This is a genomic window from Vibrio sp. 10N.239.312.C11 (assembly GCF_041466065.1).
GTDB classification, from domain to species: domain Bacteria; phylum Pseudomonadota; class Gammaproteobacteria; order Enterobacterales; family Vibrionaceae; genus Vibrio; species Vibrio tasmaniensis_A.
Genome location: NZ_JBFSRZ010000003.1, coordinates 50,774 through 74,400, shown reverse-complemented (window position 1 = coordinate 74,400; position 23,627 = coordinate 50,774). Strand labels below are relative to the sequence as shown.

Here is a 23,627-nt window from a genome sequence, read left to right as displayed (position 1 = left end):
CCGCATTAAAAATCAGTGAACTAGTTTAGAAGTACAGTAATCAAAAGCAATGATAGGCACAACTAATAAATGAGCAATCTTCTAGTTTTTACAACAAATACGCTATTTAGAACCATTAAATTAACAAATAACTGGTCTTATCGTTTACCTAAAAGCAGTAAAGCAAGGTTCAGGACTAGAGAAACAATGGATTGAATTGAGATGATTACTCGTCGTATTGTTCAATTTATACGAACAAAAAGAGCACCAAATGGTGCTCTTGTGACTTATAGTTAGATTCAGATTAGATCGTGAAGACTTGATAGTCTTTTAGGTTCGGAATGATTTCATGCAGCTGTTGCTCTTGTTCTGCCATCTCATCTAGAGAATCACAGAACTCATTCGCTTCCTCTTGCACTTGTTGAGAGTGTTCTTTCATGCGCTCTTCAACTTTAAGCTTTAATGCAGCCATGCTGTCAGCCAATTCAGTTAGGTTTAAGCCACCATCTTGTTTCATTTTTTCTGACATCGCATTAAAAGCGCTAGAGATAAATTCTTGGTTAAAGATCTCCTTAGCCTTCTCGAAATCTTCAGACCAACCATTGGCCATCGAATCAAAACTGTCTGCTGGTAACACTAACTCGCCATCTTTGTAGTAACGAGCTTCCAGTTCAGCAAAGTAGGTTTTCATTGACTCTTTTACATTATCAAATGATTCCGGTGAATCTAGGCTAGCAGCAATGTCATCAATAACATCATTCGCTAACGCTAAACCATCGTTAGCCATTTGTTTCGCTCGTGGTAAGTACTCACTCATTTTTTCGCGGTATTTCTCAATCGCCGCTTGTTGGTCGGCATCAAGCTCAACCTTCTCACCATGGATATATAAGTCGTTGTTACCATCAAAAACGGCAGTATCACCATTCACTTGGTGGATTTCGACTTTCTGGTCATCGATTCGCAATTCATTTTTCAAATCAACTCGACACTGAGCAGCAAAAGTTGGCAGGCTCACAACAGAGATTACCGCTGTTAACGATGCGATTAATACACTGTTCTTCATAAACATTTTGTTTTTCATAAATACATTGTTTTTCATAACATCCTCTCATCAATCTGACAGATTACTATACCCTGGGTATATGCTTCTTTGTCAGAGAAACGTTTTATATATATCCGTTACTCAGTTAGTCGATAGATATTACTTCATAGCAAAACTGTTTATCTGCGACCTTAAACTCAATCTCATCACCGACTTCTTTCCCCATTAGAGCCTGACCAAAAGGTGCATTTTCCGTCACGATAGCAACTTCATTGTTATTCCACGTAACAGAAAGCCCACCGACTCTCGGCCCCATGAAAAAGTGTTTATATTGATCATGCTCATCAATGACCACAACATAGCTGCTCACTGTAATCTTCTCTCTATCACGCAGCACTAAGTTACGATAACACTGAATGTCATCTTCACACTCTTGCACTCTTACAGCTTGACCGTGAGCAAGGTACGAAGCTTCTAGAGCCAGAGTGTCGTACTTATGCTCAGGCACAGTCTCTTCATCGGTCGCCGCATCAATAGCGCGTTGAGTAGCAGATTGTGCAATACGTAATCGGGATTCGAGTTGCTCTATGATTATTTGGCGAAGCTCAGACTTATTCATACTATTGGGGTGCTTTTCTATAGGAGCTACAGAATAGAATTAGGTACAATCAGGTGCAAGACATTTGATTCATCAAGCGACGCAATCATCAATAGGCGCCCGCTTTAACATCAATACGACACTTAATAACTCAGGTAGAACATAAATGATTGAGCAGAAGCTAAAACAAGTATTCGGATTCGACTCACTGCGTAATGGGCAAAAGCAAGTCATTGATAATGTTCTATCTGGTCACTCGACTGCCGCTATATTCCCAACAGGCTCAGGCAAGTCGCTTTGCTATCAATTGCCAGCATTAGAGTTGCCACACTTAACCTTAGTGATATCACCATTGTTAGCCTTAATGAAAGACCAGCTCAGCTTCTTACACAGTAAGGGAATAAGCGCGGCTGCAATCGAATCAAGCCAAGACAGACAAACCACACAGCAGGTGATGCAATCCGTGCGCAACGGCGATACTAAAATTCTAATGATCTCTGTTGAGCGCTTGAAGAATGAACGCTTTCGTCAGTTTATCTCCCAAGTTCCCATCTCTATGCTCGTAGTTGATGAAGCACACTGTATATCAGAATGGGGGCACAACTTCAGACCAGACTACCTGAAGCTTCCCCAATACCAAAAGCAGCTCAATATTCCACAAGTACTGCTACTGACAGCTACTGCGACGACATCGGTTATCCAAGATATGAAGTCGAAGTTTGAAATTGATGAGGAACGCGTTGTGGTTACGGGTTTCTATCGTCAAAACCTCGACCTGTCGATTCAACCTTGCGAACAAACCAGCAAACTAGAAACCTTGTGCAATGTCGTTAACCAAGCTTCTCTCGCTCCGACTATTGTTTATGTCACCCTTCAACAGACAGCAGAGATGGTGGCTCAGCAACTCCGTAATGCTGGCGTTAATGCCGTGGCTTACCATGCGGGTCTTAAGCCTGAAAACAGAGATGCCATTCAACATCAATTCATGAATGATGAAGTGAGCTGTATCGTGGCAACCATTGCTTTTGGTATGGGCGTGGATAAGTCCAACATTCGCCGAGTGATTCACTTTGACTTACCAAAATCGATAGAGAACTACTCACAAGAAATCGGCAGAGCTGGCCGAGATGGGCAAGCGTCTGAATGTATTTTACTGGCTAACAAACATGGTTTGAGCACACTCGAGAACTTCGTTTTTGGTGATACGCCAGACAACATATCAATTCAAACGGTCTTAAAAGAAATATACGAAAACCAAAACATTGCGGCTTCTGGCGCAAACCAATGGGAAATCATGCTCAACCAACTATCGCGTGAGTCCAACATTCGTCAGTTACCACTTAAAACGCTACTGGTGTATCTCGAAATTGAAGGCGTGATTGAGCCTAAATACAGCTACTTTGCTGACTACAAATTTAAATTCATACGTACTAAGCAGCAGATCACCGAACAATTCCAAGGCGAACGTCGTCATTTTGTGGAAGCGATTTTCCAATGTTCTCCTCAAGCAAGAGTATGGTGCCAAGTCGACTTCGACGCACTGTGGACACACTTCCAGACTGATCGTCAGCGTGTGATTGCGGCAATCGATTACTTCAATGAACAAGGTTGGATTGAGTTGGAAAGTAAGCAGATCACAGATGTGTATGCGATCCACAACACCACTGAAGACATGATGCAGTTATCGGAACGTCTAACTGAATTGTTTAAGGCAAAAGAGAACAGTGAGATAAACCGCCTTAACCAAATGCTGAGCTTCTTTGAGGCTGATACCTGCCTAAGCTCTCGCCTTGCGAGTTACTTCGCCGATGATAAAGCGCCAGCCAAGTGTGGTCACTGCTCAGTATGTCGCGGTCAAGTAGCAATATTACCAACCGTTGATGTTGAGCCTATTGATGATGAAACGGTAATGACATGGACCCATGAGTTCATTTCCGCAAGCCAACAATTGATCACCGACGAAGCCATTACTCGTTTTCTATGCGGAATCGCAACTCCACTTTCAACTAAGCTTAAAGCCAGCAAAATGGTTGGATACGGAAAGCTAGAGCAACAACCATTCAGTGATACCTTAGCGCGAGTTAAACAACTTCCTAGATAAGGCATATCACGTATTGATATAGAACTGACTAGGCTGTGGAGTCTAGTCGGTATTCAAACTCTAGCACTTCCAACAACACCTCTAAATCTAAACTCTCAGCGCCTTCCCTAGAAGAAACTCAACTGACGCATCTGGTCTTTGGGTTGTAGCATTACGCTTAAACCAAGCAGGCGTATTTCTCGCCCTTGCTGCCTTTTAAGTATCTCACTCAACAGTTCTTTAAAGTGCTCTCGATCGAGAGAGGCGTGTATGTGCTCAATAGTGGTTTGCTGGAAGTCGGCAAACTTGAGCTTAATGCCCTGCTTGATGATCGCTTTACTTGGGCTAGCTTTCTCTAGACGTGTTTCAAGCTCAGGAAAAAGCTTGTCTTCTATTACCTGCCAACATTCTGCGTAAGTAGAAATATTCTGAGTAAAAGTTCGCTCCACACCTACCGATTTTCGTTCACGCTCAATAATAACTTCTCTGTCATCAATACCATGGCTGCGCTTCCAGAGTGATGCGCCTTGACGGCCAAACCTGAGCAATAGATCTCGATAGTCAGATTCCTTAATGTCCTTACAAGTAAAGAAGCCAGCTTGATGGAGCTTTTCAATACTGACCTTGCCAACGCCTGGGATTTTTTCGAGTGGCAATTCATCTATCACTAATTGTACGTCTTGTGGAGGTATTACAAACTGACCATTGGGCTTATTCAGATCCGAGGCCACCTTCGCCAAAAATTTAATCGGCGCAATACCAGCAGAAGCGGTCAGGTTAAGTTCACTCCAGATATCGCGACGAATTGATTCGGCAATCAGTGATGCCGAGCCACGACACAGCGTCGAATCCGTGACATCAAGAAAAGCTTCATCTAAAGACAGAGGTTCAATGATGGATGTATATCGAGAAAAAATCTCGCGAATCTTTTTCGATATCTCAACGTAGACCGACATCCTCCCAGGAACAACCAACAGATTGGGACAAAGCTGCAGCGCCTTTCCCGTCGGCATTGCAGAACGAATACCAAACTTGCGAGCTTCGTAATTACAGGTACTCAAAACGCCACGCTGCTTTTCATGCCCCCCAACTGCAAGTGGTCGATTTCGGTAAGCAGGATTATCTCTCATTTCAACAGCTGCGTAAAAACAGTCCATATCAACGTGGATTATCTTTCTTACTTTCTCTTCACTCGCACTACACATCTAGGAATAACCCAACCTTACAACTGTATTTATAAACAGTATAATCAATTATCCTCAGATTTAAAATGATCTGGAGCCCAGCTAAATAGCTTTAACTTCATTAGCCACTTACTATTCTGATAGTATTGTTAGAGAGTATTTAACCTATAAGTAGGGATAACTTTTGAGTGATAAAATACTAGTAGTCGAAGATAGTCGTGCATTCAGAAACTACCTGTACCAGCAATTTAAAAATGATGGCTATGAGGTTGCGCTGGCTGAATCAGTGGCTGAAGCTAAAGCTATCTTAGAACAAGATACGGATTTCTTGTGCGCGGTGCTCGATTACTGCTTACCAGATGGTCAAGATGGCGAGATCATTGATTTGGTACTCGGCTATCAACAAAAAATCATAGTCCTAACCGGCATGTTCAACAACACACTTCGAGAACAAGTACTCGCGAAGGGTGTGATTGATTACATCCTCAAAGACAGCATGTCATCAGTCAGTTATTTGCTTCCTCTGGTTAATCGAATCTCAAATAACCGATATCATAAAGCCTTGGTTGTTGATGATTCTGCGGTTGTTCGTCGATATGTAGTGCAACTTCTTGAGCACCAATATATTCAAACGATTCAAGCGGAAGATGGCGAACAAGCACTAGAGCTTCTCCAAAACGACCCCGACATCACTTTCGTCGTTACCGATCATGACATGCCAAACAAAGATGGCATTTCGATGACCCGTGACATTCGAGTACACCATGATCGTAATCAACTCGCTATTCTTGGGCTATCTGGCAGTGACGACCGAACCATGACAGCTCGTTTCCTTAAGGCTGGTGCCAACGACTTCCTTTACAAGCCATTTAACCAAGAAGAGTTTTTCTGCCGTATTCATCAGCTACTCGATATGAAAGAGGCCACCAATGAACTATTTCGTCATGCAAATGAAGATGCTCTGACCGGGCTTTGGAACCGTCGTTATCTATTCAATCAAACATGTAAAGGCTGCGAACATCGCAGCATCGCCATGATGGATATAGACTTCTTTAAAAAGGTGAATGATACCTACGGTCATGATGGTGGCGATGCGGTACTCATTGAAGTCGGAAAGATCATCAAAAATCATTTTAAAGATGATGTCGCCGTTCGTTTCGGCGGTGAAGAGTTCTGCATTCAATCATGCCGACCATTTGAAGAATTTGTCGACACGCTAGAGTCAATGAGGATTGCGATACAAAACCAAGAAGTTATTCATGACTCACAACGGATTAAAGTCAGCATGAGTATCGGGTTAAGCGACTTAGTTGGCAGTTTGGATGAGCAAATAAAAGCCGCGGACGAACTACTTTATACTGCAAAAGAACAAGGTAGGAACCAACTGGTCTTTGCGCGCAATAACATGCAAATCGACCACTAGAAATTCGTTTTTGTTTCCGTTTTTAGCATTCCAAAATAGACAGTTCACTCAAACAAAAAAAGCTCAAGACGATAATCTTGAGCTTCTTATTCTAAGGGCATAGACAACTCTATTCCCCTATGACTGTCACCAATTAAGCGATACGGTCTTTACTCCAAGCCGCTTCTTTTTGTTGACGTTCTGCCAGTTTCTCTTCACGGTATGCTTCACGTGCTTCACGTTTTTTACGCGCATCACAAGGTTCAGGGCAGTTACATACTTTATCAATACCAACAGCACCTAAGCCACCACAGCTACCTTTCACAACTTTCTTTTGGATAATATAGCCAATTGACATCGCTGCGATTACTGCAAGAAAAACACCAAATGTAATCAGAAATGTATTCATAATTATCTCGCTTACCTTATTTACCTAAGTATGGCTTAAATGCTTCTGAAGCAATTTCTTTAAAGCCATCAGCTGTTTTTACCACCATGAACACTGGGATGTTATGTTGGTTTGCGACTTCCAGTCCTTTTTCTTCACCTAAGACCATAAGGCCAGTAGATAAACCGTCTGCAGTCATTGAAGACGGGTTTAAAACAGTCACTGAAACCACTTTGTGATGAAGCGGCTTACCTGTTTCTGGGTTGATGATGTGTGAATAACGAACACCATCACGCTCAAAATAGTTTCGGTAGTCGCCAGACGTTGCGATCGCCATATCACCAGGCTCGATGATCTCTTGAATGTTGCGCTCGTCAACACTTGGCTTCTCGATGGCGATACGCCAACCCACACTTTCACGGTTTAAGCCCTTCAAACGGATTTCACCGCCCACTTCTACCATGTAGTTATGAATGCCAATTGAATCGAGGTAGTCAGCAACGACATCCACGCCCCAACCTTTTGCGATAGTCGAAAGGTCAACATACAAGTTAGGCAAATCTTTGCTGAGCTTATTACCTTCAACGCTTAAGTGGTGAATACCAATCTTAGCCTTACGAGCCGCAAGCTCTTCGTCTGATGGAACCACTTCAGGACGTGCTTCTGGACCAAAACCCCACAAGTTAACTAATGGACCAACCGTCACATCCAACGCACCTTCAGTAAGACCGTTCAAACGAATCGCTTCTTTCACAACGATAGCGGTTTGTTCAGATACTTCGAATGCGTCCGCACCTTTATGTTGGTTGAAACGGCTCAGCTCTGAATCTTCACGGTAAGTCGACATTTGATCATTTACTTCTTCAAGTAGACGATCGATCTCGGTATGAACTTCTTTAGACTCAGGAAATTCATCGCCATTGATGTACTTAATGTTATAACTGGTCCCCATTGTCGGACCACTTAAATGTACTTGCTCTCTTGCCTGCTCACAGCCCGCAAGAAAAATTAAAGAAGTTAATGCAACAAGCCAAATTCTCACTTGCTTACTCCTGTCTAATGTTGAGGATTTATATAAGGAAAAATAAGAGTGAAAAATAGGTATTTTAAATGCCTTACTCTTTCTTATATAAGCCAGTTTGTTGTCACGAGTAGTCTTAGAAAAACAAATGGCTGACTCGTAAGAGTCAGCCATAATATCAATCACTTAAATGGATTAACCACCGAAGTCATCTAGTAGGATGTTTTCATCTTCTACACCAAGATCTTTCAGCATGCCGATCACAGCCGCGTTCATCATTGGTGGACCACACATGTAGTACTCACAGTCTTCAGGAGCTTCGTGATCCTTCAGGTAGTTTTCGTACAATACGTTGTGGATGAAACCAGTGTAACCGTCCCAGTTGTCCTCTGGTTGAGGATCAGACAGAGCACAATGCCACACGAAGTTTTCGTTTGCAGCTGCTAGGCCGTCGAAGTCTTCAATGTAGAACATCTCACGCTTAGAACGTGCACCGTACCAGTAAGACATCTTACGAGTAGAGTTAAGACGCTTAAGTTGGTCGAAGATATGTGAACGCATTGGCGCCATACCTGCACCACCACCGATGAATACCATTTCATTGTCTGTGTCTTTAGCAAAGAACTCACCAAATGGACCAGAAATAGTACATTTGTCGCCTTCTTTAAGAGACCAGATGTATGAAGACATCACACCAGGAGCTACGTCAGGGTTGTTTGGCGGCGGAGTTGCGATACGCACGTTAAGCTTGATGATGCCTTTCTCTTCTGGGTATGAAGCCATAGAGTAAGCACGGATCGAATGCTCTTTAACGATAGACTCGTAACGGAACAAGTTGAACTTATCCCAGTCACCACGGTATTCCTCAGGAATATCGTAATCTGCGTATTTCACGTGATGTGGTTCAGCTTCAATCTGAATGTAACCACCCGCGCGGAACGGAACTTCTTCACCTTCAGGGATAGCTAGAGCCAATTCTTTGATGAAAGTAGCTTCGTTATCGTTAGAGATAACAGTACATTCCCACTTCTTCACACCAAAGATATCTTCGTCTAGTTCAATCTCCATGTCAGTTTTCATAGCAACTTGACATGCAAGACGTTCGCCTTCGCGAGCTTCACCTTTTGTGATGTGATCAAGTTCAGTTGGAAGGATGTCGCCACCACCAGACTTAACTTTTACACGACACTGACCACAAGAGCCACCGCCACCACAAGCAGAAGATACGAAGATACCTGCGCCAGCTAGGGCACCAAGTAGCTTGCTACCAGGCTGAGTAACGATCGCCTTTTCAGGGTCGCCGTTTACAGCAATAGTGATGTCACCTGATGGTACTAGCTTAGACTTAGCGAAAAGAATCACTAGTACTAGAGCCAATACAATAATGGTAAACATCGCTACGCCAAGAATAATGCTTTGCATTTGTTATTCCTTATTACTGGGTGCTTACCCTACAGTTGAACACCAGAGAAAGACATAAAGCCTAACGCCATCAGACCAACAGTAATGAACGTGATACCAAGGCCACGAAGACCTGGAGGTACGTCAGAGTACTTCATCTTCTCACGGATACCCGCAAGAGCAACGATAGCTAACATCCAACCCACACCAGAACCGAAGCCGTAAACAACAGATTCAGCAAAGTTGTAGTCACGCGTTACCATGAAAGATACACCACCAAAGATTGCACAGTTAACTGTGATCAGTGGAAGGAAGATACCTAGTGCGTTGTACAAAGGTGGGAAGAAACGGTCTAAAACCATCTCTAGGATTTGTACAAGTGCCGCGATAACACCGATGAATGCGATGAAGTTAAGGAAACTTAAATCGACACCTTCAACAAGCGCGTTTTCTTTCAGGATGTGTGTGTAAACAAGGTTGTTTACAGGAACAGCAATTGTAAGTACTACAACTACCGCAACACCAAGACCAAAAGAAGTTTTAACTTTCTTAGATACCGCTAGGAACGTACACATACCTAGGAAGAAAGAAAGCGCCATGTTTTCGATGAAAATCGATTTAACTAGCAGACTAATATAATGTTCCATGACTACCTTACCCCTTCGCTTCTACTTGTTCTGGTTTGAACACACGAATTGCCCAAATCAAGAAACCAATTAGGAAGAATGCTGAAGGTGCTAGAAGCATCAAGCCGTTTGGCTGATACCAACCACCGTTGCTCACTAGAGGTAGTACTTCCATACCAAATAGTTTGCCAGAGCCTAGAAGCTCACGGAAGAAACCAACAGTGATAAGAACGAAACCGTAACCAAGACCGTTACCAAGACCGTCGATAAACGATGGGATTGGCGCAGACTTCATTGCGAATGCTTCAGCACGACCCATTACAATACAGTTAGTAATGATTAGGCCAACGAATACAGATAGCTGCTTAGAGATATCGTATAGGTATGCTTTAAGCACTTGGTCTACCACGATTACTAATGATGCGATAATTGCCATCTGAACGATGATACGCACACTGTTAGGAATGTGGTTACGGATTAAAGAAACGAAGAAGTTAGACAGAGCAGTAACGAACATTACCGCGATAGTCATAACAAATGCTGTTTCTAGCTTAGTGGTTACTGCAAGAGCAGAACACACACCAAGAACCTGTAGCGCGATTGGGTTGTTATCCAACACAGGCGCTAAGATGCTCTTTTTAATTTCTTTTGCACTAGACATTAGTTCAGACCTCCGTCACGAACTTTTGCTAGGAACGGACCAAAGCCCATATCACCTAACCAGAAGTCAAATGTATGTTGAACACCAACGCTAGTCAGTGTTGCACCAGAAAGGCCATCTACACCGTGCTCAGAACCTTGAGGAGCGCCACCTTTAACAACCTGAATAGCAGGTTTGTGGTTTTCGTCGAATAATTTCTTACCAACGAATTGAGCGCGCCAAGTTGGGTTCTCAACTTCACCACCAAGTCCAGGAGTTTCACCTTGCTCGTAGTAAGTGATACCAGAAACTGTGTTGCCATCAGTTTCTACCGCAACGAATGCGTACATCATTGACCAAAGGCCGTTACCGTGAACAGGGATGATAACTTTAGAAGTCTCAGCGCCATCTTTCACTAGGTATACAGTACCCGTGTTAGCACGACGAATGATCTTAGCGATGTCATCTTCAGCTGAAAGCTTGATTGACTGAGCTGGATCTTTTGCCGCTTTACGTTGGTCGTATGCAGCAGCATCGCCGTCAACGAAATCGCCAGTAGCGAAATCAACTAGACGAGGTTCGATGTTCTCTGCGTAGAGTGCTGGGATATCACCTGCAAGCTCAATACCCGCAACTTCAAGGATCTTAGTTTGCTGATCCAGAACTGCGTTAGCTTGCTGCTTAGGTTTAAGAACAACTGCAGCTGTTGAAACGATGATTGAGCACACTAGGCTCAATGCGATAACAACAAACAGCGTCTTTTTAATGCTATCGTTATTACTTGCCATAGCGCGCTAGTCTCCGCTTAATGTTCTTCTCGATTACAACGTGGTCAAACAGAGGAGCAAATAGGTTTGCGAATAGAATCGCAAGCATCATGCCTTCTGGGTATGCAGGGTTAACTACACGAATCATTACACACATTGCGCCGATTAGGATGCCGTACCACCACTTACCTTTGTTGGTAAATGAAGCTGATACTGGGTCAGTCGCCATGAAGAACATACCGAATGCGAAGCCACCTAGAACTAGGTGCCAATGCCAAGGCATGCTGAACATTGCGTTAGTATCAGAACCGATCACGTTGAACAGCGTAGACACAGCAATCATACCGATCATTACACCAGCAATGATGCGCCATGAAGCGATACGCATGTAAACGATCATCGCTGCACCAATCATAAGTGCTAGAGTTGATACTTCACCGATAGAACCTGGGATGTTACCAATGAATGCGTCCATCCAAGTGATTGCTTCACCTGATGTCACGTTCATTAGTGCGCTACCGCCGCCTTGAGCCCATTGGCTAAGAGCAGTTGCACCAGAGAAACCATCTGCAGCAGTCCAAACTACGTCACCTGAAATCTGTGCAGGGTATGCAAAGAATAGGAACGCACGGCCAGCAAGTGCAGGGTTCAGGAAGTTACGACCCGTACCACCGAAGATCTCTTTCGCCACAACAACACCGAAGGTAATACCTAGTGCTGCTTGCCATAGAGGAAGCGTTGGCGGAACGATAAGCGCAAATAAGATAGAAGTAACAAAGAAACCTTCGTTTACTTCGTGCTTACGCACCATACAGAACAGAACTTCCCAGAAACCACCAACGATGAATACCGTTGCGTAGATAGGTAGGAAGTATGTAGCACCAAGTAGCATCTTGCTGCCAACACCTGCATCGGGCCCTAAGGAGGCTCCAAGCATTTCGGTTAGCCAGTAGTGCCAGTTACCACTGATAACAGATGCTAGTTCAGCGCCTGCGTACATATGGTTAAGTGCAGCGATAGCTTGGCCACCCGCGTTGTACATACCCCAGAACATTGCTGGGAATACCGCGAACCAAACCATGATCATGATACGTTTTAAATCAACGCTATCACGAACGTGTGAGCTTTTCTTTGTGATAAGACCTGGCGTGTAAAACACTGTCGCTGCTGCTTCGTAAAGCGCAAACCACTTCTCGTGTTTACCACCTGGCTCAAAATGATGCTCGATGTCTTCAAGAAACTTTTTAAGGCCCATGAAAATTACCCTTCCTTCTCAATCGTATCTAGGCATTCACGAAGTAGTTGACCGTACTCGTACTTACCTGGACATACAAAGGTACACAATGCTACATCTTCTTCGTCTAGTTCTAGCGCACCAAGTGCTTGAGCACTATCAATGTCGCCTGCACATAGATCACGAAGCAGCAATGTAGGTTCCATATCTAGAGGCATTACGCGCTCGTAGTTACCAATTGGAACCATTGAGCGGTCACTACCGTTTGTCGTCGTTGTCATGTTGAACAACTGACCTTTAAACAGGTGACCAAGGAATGAACGAGTAACAGAGAACTTGTTCTTACCAGGCATAGCCCAGCCGAATAGCTCTTTATCACGACCTTCACGTAGAACAGAAACTTGCTGATGGTAACGACCAAGGAAAGCATGTGGACCTGTTGCTTCAGTACCCGTAAGTACAGAACCAGAAATCACACGAACTTCGCCTGGCATTAACTCGCTGTCTGTCAACTCTTCAAGGCTAGCACCAATTTGAGTACGAACTAGACGTGGGTTATTCACCACTGGACCAGCCAGAGAAACAACACGCTCAGAGTAAATCTCACCAGTAAGGAAAAGCTTACCGAATGCGATAACATCTTGGTAGTTAATGCTCCACGCTACATTTTGTGCATTTACCGGATATAGGTAATGCATATGCGTGCCTGCAAGACCTGCAGGGTGTGGGCCATCAAAAACATGTTCTTCAACGTTAGACTGAGCTGAACGAGGTAAGCTAGTACCTTTTTTACAAACGTACACTTTACCGTTAGTCAGAGTTGAAAGAAGATCTAAACCAGCAACGAAAGCATCAGACTGCTCGTTAATGATTAATTCTGGCTCAGCTGCTAGCGGATTAGTATCCATAGCAGTAACGAAAATAGCCTGAGTTTCAGAATCAACTGCTGGAACCTTGCTGAACGGACGAGTTCGCAAAGCGGTCCATGCGCCAGACTCAACTAACTGAGTTTTAACCGTTTCACGGTCAAGACTTACTAGTTGGTTAGCTTCATAGCTATTGAACGTGATTTGCTCATTGCCTGCTACTTCAATCACTACTGATTGAAGAACACGCTTAGCACCACGGTTCACTTCAATAACTTTACCGCTTGCTGGAGAAGTAAATACAACACCTGGGTTCTTTTTATCTGCAAAAAGAACTTGGCCTTTCTTCACTTCATCACCAACGCGAGCATGCATCGTAGGACGCATACCAACGTACTCTTCGCCAAGCAAGGCGACTTTAGTGATGGACTTACCATCATTAATCACCTGGGATGGAGTTCCTGCGATAGGAAGATCCAAACCCTTCTTTATTGTAATCATACGCACTTGCACTACTTTATCGGGAAAAAGATTCTTTTAATTGCGTAAATTCGGGACGTTTTAAAATCGCCCTTAGACACGACATTACAGTGTCCGGTTTTGGTAAATTCGAGATACCAAAATCGCAACATTACATTAATAAACTCATCACAAAGATTATGTGAGATTTATCAGGTGCCGTATTCTAGCATTTTTTGACAACTTGATGCCATGACCAATAACTTGAATACGGCCTTAATTTGGTGAGATTTGAAGCATATGGACTCTCAAATATGTATAAATTTGACGAGCCGCACAGATAAAATGGCTTTTGAATCGTGTTTTAAACAAGAGATTAATACTCTGTCACAAACTAATATTTTACGAGTTATGTTGAAACACTGTTAATAAAAACATTACTCATTGTGGGTATTTAAAGACGCCTAATTTGACATCAATTTGAGTGATATAAACCCTAAAAACACATCAGCCTGGCGATAAAAAAGGCAGCATCGCCACCTCTTCTATCAGTTAGTTTTATTACTTACCACCGCCCATACACATAGGGCTGTCTGGCACGTTATCGAGTTGCTTCATCCATTCATCTTTTGTATAAGTGTGAATAGATAGTGCGTGAATATTATTCGCTAGCTCTTCTGAAAGTGCTTTATTTACCGCTCGATGACGACCAATAAGGCGCAAGCCTTCAAACGCATCGCTGACAACAATCACTTTAAAATGACTCTCAGAACCAGCCGGAACATTGTGCATGTAGCTCTCATTGACCACGTTTAAATGACTTGGTGAAAACTCATTGTGCAATTTTGTTTCGATAACTTCTTGGATCATTATGATTCCTTAATAACGTATTGGCATTATCTGTGGGGGAAGTATAAACCCTAACTGGTCGACTGTCTGAGTATTTCATAACGAACGACTTAGGTTTGGTTGAGTTTTTTCTATCTTGTTCAGGCTGCATTTGAGACAATATCTTTGTTATTTCTTACATAAGTATCTCAAGCTATGAAAACCGAACTTACTCTTCTCGATAGAACTTTGACCTTACATCGTTTCCCCAACCGTTCAAATGAAACCCTTCAAGCTTGGGATGCGGGCGACGAATACATTATTAGTCACGTTGAAGAGATGAATCTGGAACCTGGCAAACACATCCTGATCATGAACGATAGCTTCGGTGCCCTGTCAGCATGGTTCTCTAAAGATCACGATGTCACCATGATGAGCGACTCGTTTATCTCTCATCGCGGTGCGCTAAAAAACTTGCAGCGCAATCAAAGTAACCGTGTGAACTTCCTGAATACGATGGATGATATCCCACACGGTATCGATCTTGTGATCATGCAACTACCGAAAACAAACCGTCATCTAGTATGGCAATTGAGCCAACTACGCCAAGCGTTGCCAGAAGGCTGCCAAGTCATCGGTGTAAACAAAGTAAAGGACATCCACACATCTACACTTAATATTTTCGAAAAATACCTAGGTGAAACCAAAACTTCTCTAGCGAAGAAGAAACATCGCTTGGTTTTCTCTTCACCAAATTGTCAGCCGCTTCAAACGGTCGAACCTTTTGTTGAATGGGATGTCGACGGTGAAGATATTCGCCTGAAAAATTTACCGAACGTTTACTCAGGCGAGGCACTCGATCAAGGCGCTCGCTATATGCTAGAGCACATCCCTCAAGATCCTGAACTGCGTCATATCATCGACCTAGGTTGTGGCAACGGTGTATTGAGTGTAAAAGCTGGGCAATTAAACCCACAAGCACGTATCACCTGTGTTGATGAAAGCTTTATGGCAGTGGAATCAGCGCGCCAAAATATTAAGGATAACCTTGGCGAAGAAGGTAATTTCCAGTTCATCGCCAATAACTGTTTAGATGGTTTTAAGAAAAACAGCACTTACTTAGTTATGTGTAACCCTCCGTTCCACCAACAACAAGCGATTACAGATCACATTGCATGGCAAATGTTCTGTGATGCAAAGCATGTTCTTAGCAACGGAGGCAAATTAATTGTTATTGGTAACCGACACCTCGGATACGATGTCAAACTAGCAAGACTATTTGGTGAAGCAAACGTTGAAACGCTTGAACTAAACCAGAAATTTGAGATATTACAAGCAACAAGAGAACCTGCGAATTTTAATAAATAAGCAGAAACGACGTCACAAGAATTTAAGATACCGAGCTCCTGGTGTGAATTTAGAAAGGATAAAGGAATGAAAAAACTGATTTTGGCTGCTTCTATTTTGGCTTTGACAGCATGTTCAGCCCCTCAGCAAGAACAGATCAACGTAATGCCAGAAGCTTCACTAAGCTCAAGCAACCTTGTACAAGGCAAAACATACACACTAACCAGTAAAGATGTTCGTGCCGCTCAATATGTTGCATTGGTTGATAGTGGCCGTTCAAACATTCAGCCAATTCACGCTAAGCAAAACATGCGTATTTCTCTAGAAAACGCTATTGCTCAACAATTGGAGTCTCAAGGTTTTCGTGCAAGCGTTAACAGTGAAAACTCAATTGTTTTAGAGATTCAAGAAGCGCTTGTTACCGTCAAGCACACCATCATGGAAAACCAAATGGATGGTAAAGTAACTCTTGAAGTAACCGCTGAAACGCCTGAAGGCAAGCTAGTTAAGACATTCAATGGTACAGCAACTCGCACAGGTGCATTAAGTGCATCAAATGACGATATCGCAATGGTACTAAACGATGTTATCGACTTAGTTCTTAAAGAGATTGCCAATGACCAAGAGCTGCAAACTTACATGAAGGAACGTTTCTAATGGGGCGCATTCTATCTTCTATCGCATTGATGCTGGTGAGCGTAAGCGTTTGGGCTGGTCCTAAAGTGAACGTAGAAACAACATTAGGCGGCTTCACTATCGAGCTAAACCAAGAGCAAGCACCGGTTAGTGTTGATAACTTTCTGAAATATGTTGCTGACGGTAGCTACGAAGGCACTCAGTTTCACCGTGTGATCCCGGGCTTTATGGCTCAGGGTGGTGGCTTCGATCAAGATATGAAGCAATTAGCAACTTATGCGCCTATCAAAAATGAAGGCAGTAATGGCCTGAAGAATGATACTGCAACGATCGCAATGGCTCGCACCAATGCACCAGATTCTGCAACTCGCCAGTTCTTCATTAACTTTGCAGACAACGATTTCTTAAACGCGAAAGGCGGTAATCCTGGTTACGCTGTGTTTGGTAAAGTAACCGATGGTTTTGACGTTGTTCAGAAGATGGCAACCATTCCAACCAAGCGAATGGGCCGCATGTCAGACATTCCTGTCGACCCAATCGTCATCACTAAAGTGACCCTTCTTAAGTAATCCAATGTAACGCCCTTATTCTTAAGGGCGTTTTCTATACAAGGACGCCCCATGTCATCAGGCACCCCCTCTCTTTCTTGGATGCAAACTTTCCGCAGCTACTTAGACAAACGTCTACTTTGGGTGTTTATGCTCGGTTGTTCGAGTGGCTTCCCATGGGTTCTGATTGGATCCAACATGTCTGGTTGGCTAAAAGATGCCGGTTTAACTCGTGCTGCGATCGGTTATTTCGGCAGTGTGTTTGCTGTCTATGCTATTAACTTTTTATGGGCACCGTTGGTAGACCGAGTCAAACTGCCAGTTTTACACGCGATATTAGGCCAACGACGCAGTTGGATATTCTTGTGCCAAAGCTTGGTATTGATCTGTACTCTGTTCATTGCTGGAGTCAACCCAGCCAATGACTTGATGTTCACCTCTATGCTTGCTCTCGGAATAGCTATCGCCTCAGCAACTCAAGATGTCGCAATAGATGCCTTCCGTATTGATTCATTTCCAAAATCGGAAGCATCAAAGTTGCCACAAGCATCCGCAATGGCCGTGATGGGATGGTGGACTGGCTATTCTCTTCCAGGTTATCTTGCTTTTATCAATGCTGACTCAATCGGTTGGAATGGTGTGTATTACGGTATGGCTGGTGTGGTTGTCGTGTTAATGCTGTTTACTCTTTTTGTCGGAGAACCCAATACACAACGCGAAGCCCTGCAAGAACAAGCACAACAACGTCACAACATAGTTGTGGGTTCAAAAGTCGTCGCTTGGTTCAGCGTTACAGTGCTAGAACCGTTTTATGATTTCTTCAAACGAAACGGAGTTCAAGTTGCCATCACCCTTCTACTGTTTGTGTTCCTATTTAAGATAGGTGAAGCCTTCTTGGGTAGAATGTCTATCACCTTCTATAAAGAGATAGGCTTTAGCAATGAACAGATTGGCCACTATTCTAAGTTAATCGGTTGGGGCGCGACGATATTCTTCACCTTGCTCGGCAGTATCTTCAATGTGAAATTCGGTATTGTACGCGGACTAATGATTGGTGGCATCGCAATGGCAGCCAGCAACCTAATGTTTGCTTGGATCGCTCAGGCTGGCCCTAGTGAAACTCTGTTCTTGGCAACTATCATTGTCGACAACTTCACAACCGCCTTTTCGACGGTAGCATTTGTCTCTTTTTTAACCTTACTGACTGGCCAAGCTTTCTCAGCGACGCAATATGCCTTATTAGCATCCTTAGGCAATTTCGGTAGAACAACACTGGCTTCATTCAGTGGCGAGCTCGTCGATTACCTCAATGATTGGTCAACCTTCTTTATACTGACGTCATTAATGGTGATTCCGAGTTTGATCATGCTCTATTCGTTACGCCACTTTTTCACTGATTTATTAGAAAAAGCGAAAAACAACCACGAATAAAAGAAAAAGAAAGCAAAAGAGAAGAGGGGAGCATTGAGCTACCCTCTTCTATTTTCTATTTGCAGACGCTTAACGGATTAATCTGTGGTTTCACTTACTATTAAGTTAAATCCCGTTCCCATCGAATCATCAATCGCCACTACTTGATACACAACACCGTTAACTAAGGTCGCAGGCGCGGAGTCAATAGCAACAGTAGATGGATCGCCAGCCACCGTAATCGTCACATAGTAAGTTCCCGCAGCTACATAAATACCATTCGCGAAATCTTTGAATTTCACATTACTCAACGCAGGAGTACTTCCAGAAATTCCCACGTTCTCGGTTAAATAAATATCAACCGAGGCTGCAATTGGATTAGCTGCAGCATGAGTAATGTTCAATACTGCACTGGTTGCAACAGAGCGTCGATTTTCTGGAACAACTAGCGCTTCCAAATTGAAAGGACTTACCGTTCCCACGGCATAGATACTGTAATCCATTCCGGCAAACACCGCTAAACCGTCAACATCAATGAATGTTGGAGAGGTGGTTGCTGTTTCATAAATATCGATATCGTAACTGCCTGCTGCCAAATCTAAGAAGCCACGAACTTCTTTAAACATTAGAGCATCAAGAGGAGCAAACTTAGCCGAGTTTACAAACACATCCACAGAGGGTGCACCATCAACTAAATGCCCTACTCTCACTTCTGCAGATTCTGCCATGTCGTAAATTATAGATGAACTTTTGCCATCCATTACCATCAGCTTCACCGGAGACGTACTGGTTGAATCCGCTCTTGGAACTGCCGCAATAGTTAACTCGCTACCGCCAGACAGAGTGATTTCTCCAGAGTCAAAAGCAATAGCACTTCCACTCACGGTTTCTAATCTCACACGATATTGACCAGCAGGAATATTGAGCACATCGGTAAATCCTTTGTATCCCAAAGTTCCAATCGGTGCGCCTAGAGGATCATTCGGTGCTGTAACGTATAGATTCACATCACCAACTCCAGTTGCCGCGTGAACAACTTGCACATCCAAACTCGAACTCGTCGCCGTGCCTGCTGCAGGTCGTGTCACAACGAGAGCCTCAACTGGGTTGTTGGAACCGTCAGCATCACCGACCACCATCACCGTGTAATCTAAATCACCGCTTAAATCGAACTGGCTTGGCGGAATCACTGTCGCCACACCATCTCCAGGGAGTTGAACATCGACCTGTAGAGTTGTCTGGCCTTGATTGACCGAGGTATATCCAGATGCCTGAGCATAATCAACCCCAGTCCAACGAGCCTGACTATTAATTAGCACATTAGCTAGTGGAGCATCTGGCGATGCGTGAACAGCTTGCAGCTGGGTTGTTGGTTGATCGTCATCATTACACCCTACAATGAATAGGGCTGACAACGCTACAGCGAGTATAGGTGAATATTTCATTGGTCTTCTCTCCAAAAAGTTCGACCAGTTCGTCACACAGAAGATAAGCTCACGAGCAGATCTTTAAATGTTGCCTCAAAATTGGTGCAATAAACGGTCTCAATATTGTCAGCGATGAAAAAACAACCAGAGTTAAAAGTCAGGTTAATCATCACATGAATTGTTCATCAATTGATTCAAACTTCAGTACGGAGTTGCTTGGAAATGGATCAAAGGCAGGATCGAAACGTTCGCTGAGTGAGGTGTTTTTTACGAGAAAACGCTTAGAAAGAAATACTGTTGATTTTGATATGCATGTCACGCTTTTTGGTATAATCGTTTGCTTAGAGCGGTATTTCACCAATTTATACACAAAATAATCGAATTTCACAAAATCAATAGAAGTAGGGACTCATCAAGATGCATAGCAACATTAAAGTTCCATCATTTCGATCATTAGTGTGATCGCCCTCACCATAATAATCATAGTTTTCACTCCGTCTCACTTTTATTTGAGAACAAAATCGCTATTATGCTCGGCATTCGGACATATAAACACGCACGGATTAGCGGGTTACTTATTTCAAACATAGAGAGTTCCATTATGCGTAAATCACTTTTAACTCTTGGCTTACTTGCAGCAGTATCTGCTCCTGTAATGGCAGCTGATTATTCTGACGGCGACATCCATAAGAACGATTACAAATGGATGCAGTTCAACCTTATGGGTGCTATTGACGAACTTCCGGGCGAATCAACTCATGATTACCTGGAGATGGAATTTGGCGGTCGCTCTGGAATCTTCGATCTTTACGGTTACGTTGACGTATTCAACCTAACGTCAGACTCAAGCAGCGATAAAGCAAAATCTGAAAAGATGTTCATGAAATTTGCGCCTCGTATGTCTCTAGATGGACTTACAGGTAAAGATCTTTCTTTCGGTCCAGTACAAGAGCTTTACGTATCTACACTTATGGAATGGGGTGGTAACTCTGGCGTTAACACTCAAAAAGTTGGTTTAGGTTCTGACGTAATGGTTCCGTGGTTAGGCAAAATTGGCCTAAACCTTTACGGTACATACGATTCAAACAAGAAAGATTGGAACGGTTACCAAGTTTCTGCAAACTGGTTTAAACCTTTCTACTTCTTCGAGAACGGTTCATTCATCTCTTACCAAGGTTACATCGATTACCAATTTGGTCTGGAAGACAAGTACTCTTCTGCAAGTAACGGTGGTGCAATGTACAATGGTATCTACTGGCACTCAGATCGTTTCGCTGTTGGTTACGGCCTAAAAGGTTACAAAGACATCTACGGCATTAAAGATACTGATGGATTCAAATCAACAGGCTTTGGTCACTACGTTGCAGTAACTTACAAGTTCTAATCGAACGTCTAAGAAAGTTTCCAAAATGGCACCCTCGGGTGCCATTTTTTATTGCTTTCATTTAATGCCTCGCTATCCTTGCAGCACCACTTTCTTATCTCGGTATTGCTGTGAACATCACTATTGTTGGGCCTGGGTCCATCGGCTCTTTATGGGCGATAAAACTACTTCAAGCTGGTCATAATGTGGCTTTGTGGAGTCGTTCCACTGATAACTCAATTGATTTATCGCTTGATCGACAAGCTCCTCTTTCCTTCAGTAACAACAATATCGAAAAGCTATCAGCGAGTGATTTGATTATTTTCACGGTCAAAGCTTGGCAAGTAGAAGAAGCCACCACTCCGTTACTTCAATATCTAGACTCTGACACCATCCTCATGTTCATGCACAACGGTATGGGAGCGGTCGATAACATTGCTAATCAAATTGACGCTCACCCGGTAATATTGGCGACCACCACCCAAGCGGCATTCAAACCCAATCGCAACAATGTATCCCACACAGGAATCGGCCAAACTCAATTGGGTGCTTTTAACCTCAAGGGTCAACAGTGCACTTTTTTAGTTGATGTGTTGGTGCATGCCTTACCTGCTGTGAGTTGGAATCCAGAAATAAAAACCGCACTCTGGACTAAGCTCGCCATGAATTGTGCCATCAACCCACTGACTGGGTTGGAACAAATCAAAAACGGAGAGCTTGCTGACAAAAGATTTAGCGAAGCTCTGAGTTCTATAATTAAAGAACTCACGCAAGTGATGCAGGCGGAAGGCATTACTTGTTCATTTGACGAATTAGAGACAAGCGTCAACAAGGTTATTCAAGCGACAGCAAAGAACAATTCCTCAATGAAGCAAGATGTGTTTTACCAACGAAAGACAGAGATCGACTTCATTACCGGACACCTAATAAAAACCGCGCGTAAGCATCAGATAGAAGTTCCGGTTAACCAAAAGCTCTTCGATCAGGTTAAAGAACGAGAAAATAGCTGGAATCATCAAGATTAGTCAGCAACGGTTAAAAAGTCGCGATAAAATAACGATACCGCTCAGCATAACGCTAGCACCAATTTCCAAGATTTAGGTAAGAATAGATGCTTGATATTAATCACATCCGAGAGCAGTTTCCTGCGCTATCACAAACCATTAACCAACAACCGTTGATTTACTTAGACAGCGCGGCGACGACACAAAAACCTCAGATAGTTATTGATGCCATTAGCCAATATTACTCCAAGCAAAATGCCAATGTTCACCGTGGCAGTCATAGCTTAACAGCTCAAGCAACCAGTCAATTTGAATCGGCTAGAGACAAGGTCGCTCAGTTTATTGGCGCGACATCGTCAAAAGAGATTATTTGGACTCGCGGTGCAACCGAAGCACTTAACCTGATCGCACAAACTTACGCGAGAAGCACGCTTCAACCTGGCGATGAGATCTTAGTCAGCGAAATGGAACATCACGCCAACATCGTGCCTTGGCAAATTGTGGCTGAACAAACGGGTGCTAAAGTCGTAAAAGTACCAATGACATCAGATTGTGACTTTGACGTTGTTGCGTTTGACGCCCTTTTGAATGAACGAACTAAGATTGTTGCTCTGGCTCAGATAACTAATGTGACTGGTTCTCGTCAGCCCATTGAAGAAGTGATCGAGAATGCACACAAGATGAATGCGATTGTTGTGGTAGATGGAGCGCAAGGTATTGTTCATGAACCCCTTGATGTTGCGGCTTTAGGGGCTGATTTCTACGTGTTCTCTGGACATAAGCTCTATGCTCCAGCTGGTATTGGGGTGCTTTATGGCAAGCTTGAATTGCTCCAAGCGATGCCCCCTTGGCATGGCGGTGGCAAAATGGTTGAGCGCGTGTCTTTCTCTGGCACTACATTTTCTGAACTGCCGGGGAAGTTTGAAGCGGGCACGCCAAATGTAGCAGGAGCGATAGCATTAAGTACCGCAATAGAATGGTTAAGTGATTTTGCTCAACGAGATGTCGAAAATCATATTCACCAGCTACAGCACGAGACTTATCTTGCACTCAGTAAACTGGATGATATTCAGGTATTGGGTTATCAACCCAACGCAAGTGTGATTACTTTTGTGATGGATGGCGTTCACCACCAAGATATTGCAACCCTGTTGGATCAACAAGGTATCGCAGTACGTGCTGGACACCACTGTGCTCACCCATTAATGGATGCACTTAATGTGAAAGGAACGGTTCGTATTTCATTTGGTATTTATAACAATCTAGATGATGTTGAAAAGCTCGTAGCGGCGATAAAAAAAGCCGTTGATATGCTGTAGCGAGTAGCGAGTAGCGAGTAGCGAGTAGCGAGTAGCGAGTAGCGAGTAGCGAGTAGCG

At 43.4% G+C, this 23,627-nt stretch carries 22 protein-coding genes; 9 read left to right on the top strand and 13 right to left on the bottom strand.

Annotated features, from left to right (window positions below; translation table 11 throughout):
- Positions 1-283: 283 nt before the first annotated feature.
- Together AB6D07_RS02365 and AB6D07_RS02360 are read right to left on the bottom strand one after the other, a co-directional pair.
- Positions 284-1,078 (bottom strand): YggN family protein, encoded by a 795-nt coding sequence (locus AB6D07_RS02365; RefSeq protein WP_017103953.1) that lies wholly within the window; start codon positions 1,076-1,078, stop codon positions 284-286.
- An 88-nt stretch (positions 1,079-1,166) separates the two neighbouring features.
- The gene (locus tag AB6D07_RS02360) at positions 1,167-1,640 is read right to left on the bottom strand and encodes a GreA/GreB family elongation factor (protein ID WP_017103952.1); all 474 of its coding nucleotides are present in this window, start codon (positions 1,638-1,640) and stop codon (positions 1,167-1,169) included.
- Between the two features lie 145 nt (positions 1,641-1,785).
- Between AB6D07_RS02360 and AB6D07_RS02355 the strand changes: the two genes are divergently transcribed.
- The gene (locus AB6D07_RS02355; protein WP_017103951.1) at positions 1,786-3,720 is read left to right on the top strand and encodes an ATP-dependent DNA helicase RecQ; all 1,935 of its coding nucleotides are present in this window, start codon (positions 1,786-1,788) and stop codon (positions 3,718-3,720) included.
- A 107-nt stretch (positions 3,721-3,827) separates the two neighbouring features.
- Here AB6D07_RS02355 and dinB read toward each other — a convergent pair whose 3' ends face one another.
- A complete protein-coding gene (dinB, locus tag AB6D07_RS02350) occupies positions 3,828-4,904 on the bottom strand; it encodes a DNA polymerase IV (RefSeq protein ID WP_017103950.1) in 1,077 nt (358 codons plus the stop codon).
- A gap of 163 nt (positions 4,905-5,067) precedes the next feature.
- On the opposite strand from dinB, the gene AB6D07_RS02345 reads away from it, so the two are divergent.
- Positions 5,068-6,306, top strand: a complete 1,239-nt coding sequence (locus AB6D07_RS02345; RefSeq protein ID WP_009848379.1) for a response regulator — start codon at positions 5,068-5,070, stop codon at positions 6,304-6,306.
- 133 nt (positions 6,307-6,439) lie between these two features.
- Here the strand turns inward: AB6D07_RS02345 and nqrM are convergent, their stop codons facing one another.
- The 9 genes from nqrM to bolA all read right to left on the bottom strand — a co-directional run bounded on the left by nqrM (position 6,440) and on the right by bolA (position 14,557).
- Entirely contained in the window at positions 6,440-6,694 is a 255-nt protein-coding gene (gene nqrM, locus AB6D07_RS02340; protein ID WP_009848378.1) for a (Na+)-NQR maturation NqrM, read from the bottom strand.
- Between the two features lie 16 nt (positions 6,695-6,710).
- Positions 6,711-7,715 carry an FAD:protein FMN transferase gene (locus AB6D07_RS02335; protein WP_009848377.1) on the bottom strand — a complete coding sequence of 335 codons (1,005 nt, stop codon included), beginning with the start codon at positions 7,713-7,715 and terminating at the stop codon, positions 6,711-6,713.
- A 174-nt stretch (positions 7,716-7,889) separates the two neighbouring features.
- Complete coding sequence (gene nqrF / locus AB6D07_RS02330) at positions 7,890-9,116, bottom strand: NADH:ubiquinone reductase (Na(+)-transporting) subunit F (protein ID WP_009848376.1); 1,227 nt, start codon at positions 9,114-9,116, stop codon at positions 7,890-7,892.
- A 29-nt stretch (positions 9,117-9,145) separates the two neighbouring features.
- Positions 9,146-9,742 (bottom strand): NADH:ubiquinone reductase (Na(+)-transporting) subunit E, encoded by a 597-nt coding sequence (gene nqrE, locus AB6D07_RS02325; RefSeq protein WP_009848375.1) that lies wholly within the window; start codon positions 9,740-9,742, stop codon positions 9,146-9,148.
- A 7-nt stretch (positions 9,743-9,749) separates the two neighbouring features.
- Entirely contained in the window at positions 9,750-10,382 is a 633-nt protein-coding gene (locus AB6D07_RS02320) for an NADH:ubiquinone reductase (Na(+)-transporting) subunit D (protein WP_004735210.1), read from the bottom strand.
- Positions 10,382-11,149 carry a Na(+)-translocating NADH-quinone reductase subunit C gene (locus tag AB6D07_RS02315; RefSeq protein ID WP_017098020.1) on the bottom strand — a complete coding sequence of 256 codons (768 nt, stop codon included), beginning with the start codon at positions 11,147-11,149 and terminating at the stop codon, positions 10,382-10,384. Before AB6D07_RS02315 ends, AB6D07_RS02320 begins: the two co-directional genes overlap by 1 nt.
- Positions 11,139-12,383 carry an NADH:ubiquinone reductase (Na(+)-transporting) subunit B gene (locus tag AB6D07_RS02310; RefSeq protein WP_009848372.1) on the bottom strand — a complete coding sequence of 415 codons (1,245 nt, stop codon included), beginning with the start codon at positions 12,381-12,383 and terminating at the stop codon, positions 11,139-11,141. Before AB6D07_RS02310 ends, AB6D07_RS02315 begins: the two co-directional genes overlap by 11 nt.
- Positions 12,384-12,388: 5 nt before the next feature.
- Positions 12,389-13,729 (bottom strand): Na(+)-translocating NADH-quinone reductase subunit A, encoded by a 1,341-nt coding sequence (locus tag AB6D07_RS02305; protein WP_009848371.1) that lies wholly within the window; start codon positions 13,727-13,729, stop codon positions 12,389-12,391.
- A 519-nt stretch (positions 13,730-14,248) separates the two neighbouring features.
- A complete protein-coding gene (gene bolA, locus AB6D07_RS02300) occupies positions 14,249-14,557 on the bottom strand; it encodes a transcriptional regulator BolA (protein WP_009848370.1) in 309 nt (102 codons plus the stop codon).
- 174 nt (positions 14,558-14,731) lie between these two features.
- On the opposite strand from bolA, the gene AB6D07_RS02295 reads away from it, so the two are divergent.
- The 4 genes from AB6D07_RS02295 (at position 14,732) to AB6D07_RS02280 (ending at position 18,477) form a co-directional block, all read left to right on the top strand.
- Entirely contained in the window at positions 14,732-15,883 is a 1,152-nt protein-coding gene (locus tag AB6D07_RS02295; protein ID WP_017103949.1) for a class I SAM-dependent methyltransferase, read from the top strand.
- Between the two features lie 66 nt (positions 15,884-15,949).
- Positions 15,950-16,519, top strand: coding sequence for a YajG family lipoprotein (locus AB6D07_RS02290; protein ID WP_009848368.1), 570 nt, complete (start codon positions 15,950-15,952; stop codon positions 16,517-16,519).
- On the top strand, positions 16,519-17,067 hold the full coding sequence (locus tag AB6D07_RS02285) for a peptidylprolyl isomerase (protein WP_009848367.1): 549 nt from the start codon (positions 16,519-16,521) through the stop codon (positions 17,065-17,067). Before AB6D07_RS02290 ends, AB6D07_RS02285 begins: the two co-directional genes overlap by 1 nt.
- 51 nt (positions 17,068-17,118) lie before the next feature.
- Complete coding sequence (locus AB6D07_RS02280; RefSeq protein ID WP_017103948.1) at positions 17,119-18,477, top strand: AmpG family muropeptide MFS transporter; 1,359 nt, start codon at positions 17,119-17,121, stop codon at positions 18,475-18,477.
- A 77-nt stretch (positions 18,478-18,554) separates the two neighbouring features.
- Here the strand turns inward: AB6D07_RS02280 and AB6D07_RS02275 are convergent, their stop codons facing one another.
- Positions 18,555-19,901, bottom strand: a complete 1,347-nt coding sequence (locus tag AB6D07_RS02275; RefSeq protein WP_017103947.1) for a DUF4397 domain-containing protein — start codon at positions 19,899-19,901, stop codon at positions 18,555-18,557.
- 583 nt (positions 19,902-20,484) lie between these two features.
- On the opposite strand from AB6D07_RS02275, the gene AB6D07_RS02270 reads away from it, so the two are divergent.
- The 3 genes from AB6D07_RS02270 (at position 20,485) to csdA (ending at position 23,569) form a co-directional block, all read left to right on the top strand.
- A complete protein-coding gene (locus tag AB6D07_RS02270; RefSeq protein ID WP_029223107.1) occupies positions 20,485-21,267 on the top strand; it encodes an outer membrane protein OmpK in 783 nt (260 codons plus the stop codon).
- Between the two features lie 110 nt (positions 21,268-21,377).
- Positions 21,378-22,271, top strand: a complete 894-nt coding sequence (panE, locus tag AB6D07_RS02265; RefSeq protein WP_017103945.1) for a 2-dehydropantoate 2-reductase — start codon at positions 21,378-21,380, stop codon at positions 22,269-22,271.
- An 86-nt stretch (positions 22,272-22,357) separates the two neighbouring features.
- Positions 22,358-23,569, top strand: a complete 1,212-nt coding sequence (csdA, locus tag AB6D07_RS02260; protein ID WP_017103944.1) for a cysteine desulfurase CsdA — start codon at positions 22,358-22,360, stop codon at positions 23,567-23,569.
- The last annotated feature ends 58 nt before the right edge of the window (positions 23,570-23,627 follow it).